4 protein-coding genes and 1 pseudogene are annotated in these 3117 nt (G+C 60.4%); 3 read left to right on the top strand and 2 right to left on the bottom strand.

Going from position 1 to position 3117, the window contains the following annotated elements; all coding sequences use genetic code 11:
- Window positions 1-1030 (top strand): annotated as a pseudogene (locus tag CC207_RS21720) (hypothetical protein); the annotation flags it as partial.
- Between the two features lie 99 nt (window positions 1031-1129).
- Here CC207_RS21720 and CC207_RS21715 read toward each other — a convergent pair.
- On the bottom strand, window positions 1130-1339 hold the full coding sequence (locus tag CC207_RS21715; RefSeq protein ID WP_088852747.1) for a hypothetical protein: 210 nt from the start codon (window positions 1337-1339) through the stop codon (window positions 1130-1132).
- A gap of 281 nt (window positions 1340-1620) precedes the next feature.
- On the opposite strand from CC207_RS21715, the gene CC207_RS21710 reads away from it, so the two are divergent.
- Together CC207_RS21710 and CC207_RS21705 are read left to right on the top strand one after the other, a co-directional pair.
- A complete protein-coding gene (locus tag CC207_RS21710; protein ID WP_088852746.1) occupies window positions 1621-2184 on the top strand; it encodes a hypothetical protein in 564 nt (187 codons plus the stop codon).
- Window positions 2181-2570, top strand: coding sequence for a hypothetical protein (locus CC207_RS21705; RefSeq protein WP_023629525.1), 390 nt, complete (start codon window positions 2181-2183; stop codon window positions 2568-2570). The genes CC207_RS21710 and CC207_RS21705 overlap by 4 nt, the downstream gene beginning before the upstream one ends.
- A 110-nt stretch (window positions 2571-2680) precedes the next feature.
- Here CC207_RS21705 and CC207_RS21700 read toward each other — a convergent pair whose 3' ends face one another.
- On the bottom strand, window positions 2681-2905 hold the full coding sequence (locus CC207_RS21700; protein WP_158216148.1) for a DUF3077 domain-containing protein: 225 nt from the start codon (window positions 2903-2905) through the stop codon (window positions 2681-2683).
- Window positions 2906-3117 lie beyond the last annotated feature (212 nt).

Below are 3117 nucleotides of genomic sequence, written 5' to 3'. Positions count from 1 at the left end.
CAACGTCGTGCAACGCCCGCCCGCAGGTACCCATCGCTCACTGCCAACCGACCAGATCAGTGCGCTCAACCCGCTGCTGGCCAATGTGCCCGGCCTGGCCGCCATGGGCGAGCTGGCCAGCGGCAACTACGTGGTGTGCAGCCTGCCGTTCGAGACACTGACCAAGAACGCCAACGGCGACGGCAGCGTCCGGGCCTTCGTGCGTACCGGCGGCAAGATCAGTGAACAGGCCAGCCTGTCACTGCCTGAAGACCTGCAGAACGTGCTGCTCAGTGGCGTGGTGTGGAACGCGGTGTCCTCGGCGGTGGGCCAGAAGCACTTGCACGACATCAACGAGAAGCTGGACGCCATCAAGCGTCAACTGGATGCCATGCAGCACGATCTGGACGAAAAACAGTGGGAAGAGCTGACCGGGATGTTCGAGTACACCCAAGGCGTGCTCGATCACTATCCGCAAGAAGGCATCGACAGCATTGCCCGCCAGACACTTGAGAATCAACATAGCCAGATCACCTCCCTGGCCAAATACTTCGATCGCAAGATGAACGAAGAACTGAAGCACGCCCAAGATGTGCAGGCTGACAAATTGTTCGGTGTGGACAGCACCCGCCAGGCATTGCAGGGCAGCCTGACGAAGATGGAGGGTTGGGTCAGCGGTTACCTGCAAACCGCACAGCTGCAGGTGGTCAGTTGTGCCTTGCGCTACCTGGCCGAGCCACTGCAACGCTATCGCGCCCAGGCGGCCAAGGCTCTCGAAAGTCTCGGCCAACTGGAGGAAATCGGTAACCAGAGCCGCAGCATCTACAACTCGCAGATGGAACTGACCAGCTCACGCATGTTCAGCCTCGACGCCTCGCTGAAACAAAGCTTCACGGCGCAACTGGACGGCCTGAGCAGCGTCTTGGCCCAAGGCCCGCAGGACACCCAGCAACTGCAGCAGTCGCTGTTCGATCAAGGGGAGCGTCAGGTACTGCTGCGTTATGAGAACGGACAGATCGCCGAAGCCCAACTGCTGGAGCGGGCAATCTGAGGGCGGCCAACGTAGCCTTTGGTATAAGCGGAACGGGGGATGGCACAATCAGGGCCGGGGGCGTGAGTGTGCAGAAGTTGTCTGCTGACGATCACGCTCTCAACCTTCGAAAAGCACGGTGCACTTGCGATTCGATTGTGCCCGTGCCCGAAGATCAGCCATGCGACTCAGCAACGATGCAGGGATGGGCTGGAGACGTTCCGGGTTCTCGGTAATGTCCGTGTGCACAAGCTCAAGAATGGCTTTTTCGGCCTCCTGCGCTTCGCATTCGATGGCCAGAAGTTCCACGTTCACCCTTGATTTGGACATGTTTTGCTCCTTCATCCGAACTATGCGACAACTGCCGCATGTGCGGTCTGACCAAGGGAATGTACAGCAGAATGACTTGAGGGAAATGAGGCACAAGCCCACCGTTACATGTTTCAGAACGGGACTACATGCCCATTGCCGATCGATCGGCACAGGCGCTCGCTCTAAACCGCACCTGAACGCCGCAGGCCTTTAGCCATTAGCACAACCGCCCTAATCGACCCTACTCACCCAGCACTCGTATAGTCCCCTCTGGATTACAAAAACCAGGAAAGGACTCCATGGGTCACAAACTTCCACCCCTCTGCCAATGGCTGGCCATCCTGGCCCTCACCTGCAGCACCCCAGCCCTGGCCGCCCCTGCCTCAGGCGACTACTGGATCATCTACGGCAAAGGCGAACGCCTGCACAACGAGGTCTACGTCGCCGATGCCGCCGGCATCCTGCAAAAGCCCGGCGGCGTGCAATCGGCCCAGGTCATGCAGCTGTTCGAAGACCCGGCCTTCCCGACCCTCGCCGCCTACGAGGTGCAGGTCAAATGCAAACAGCGCCAGATCCGCCTGGACAGCGCCCGGGCGATACGTCGCTTCGACGGCGCCGTGCGCGATGTGAAAACCAATATCCAAGGCTGGGTCGCACCGAAGGACTACTGGCTCCAGCGCACCTTCGCCTTCGTCTGCGCCCCCGACAACCGCGCGCGCAACCAGATGCTGTCGATCGGCAAGATGCCAGCGGCGAAGATGGTCGCCACCATCCAGGCCATGTTCATCCAGTTGATTGGCGTGCAGGCCAACAGCCAGGCGGTGCAGGAGTTGGACGACATGCTGGCGAACACCCCACGATGAGCACGCGCCCTCTGCTGGTCCTTGGCCTGTTGCTGCCTGCGCTGGCCGGCTGCATCCCGACCCTGCCGGAGCTGATGGCGGGCAACCAATGGCAAGGCCGCGACGCCAAGCAGGCCATCGACTTCTTCGGCCCGCCCATGCGCATGGAGCCGTTGCCCGGCGGCGCTGGGGTGCAGTTGGGCTGGTACCGCGATACCACCTACGTGCAAAAGGAGGTGGTCGGCAGCACCGCCGAGATGCAAGGCAACGTGATGGTCCATACCAACTACTGGGACGACGTGGCCCATCCTGGCGGCTGCACGATTTTGATGTCGGTGAACAAGGCGCGGCAGATCAACGACTTCTCCACCAAGGGCCGCTGTAACGGCGTGAACCTGGCGCCATAGCGACTAGCCGAAACGTGGCAGCGGACTTGTTGGAGCGGGATCGTGGGAGCGGGCTTGCCCCGCGATAGTGCCCCCCCAGGCAACCAAGCTCCCAGCCAGATATCCTCCCCCTACTCAGCCCCCCGCCCAACCATCAACCCATGATTCACATCCTGGGCCAACGCCTTGGCCATGCCACTGAGGTAATGCACCGCCGTCAGCAGTGTAGGCAGATGATCAGTCTCCACCATCGCCAGATCACTGATCTTGTGCACCGCACACATCAGCACGGTCGCCTGCTCCACCGCATGGTCCAGCGGATGCCCCGCCACCACGCGGAACAGCGGGTCTTGCACTCCTATCTCCCCGCGCCAAACTTAGTACAGACAGTCCGGCCGGCGTGGCGATGCTCAACCAATAAACCATTGATGCTTACCTACACAATCCATGCGGCAATTATCATCTTTTCGCGGTTAGGTGAATCGCCCCTGGTTTCCTAGACACTCTCCAAGCTCAGAAAATAGCGTTTCTCATACTCTACTGGAGACAGCTGCATAGCACTGCTGTG

The sequence above is a fragment of the Pseudomonas sp. DrBHI1 genome (assembly GCF_002205115.1).
Lineage (GTDB): Bacteria > Pseudomonadota > Gammaproteobacteria > Pseudomonadales > Pseudomonadaceae > Aquipseudomonas > Aquipseudomonas mosselii.
Note: the sequence above shows the minus strand (reverse complement) of the source record. Positions and strands in the feature narration are given on the sequence as shown.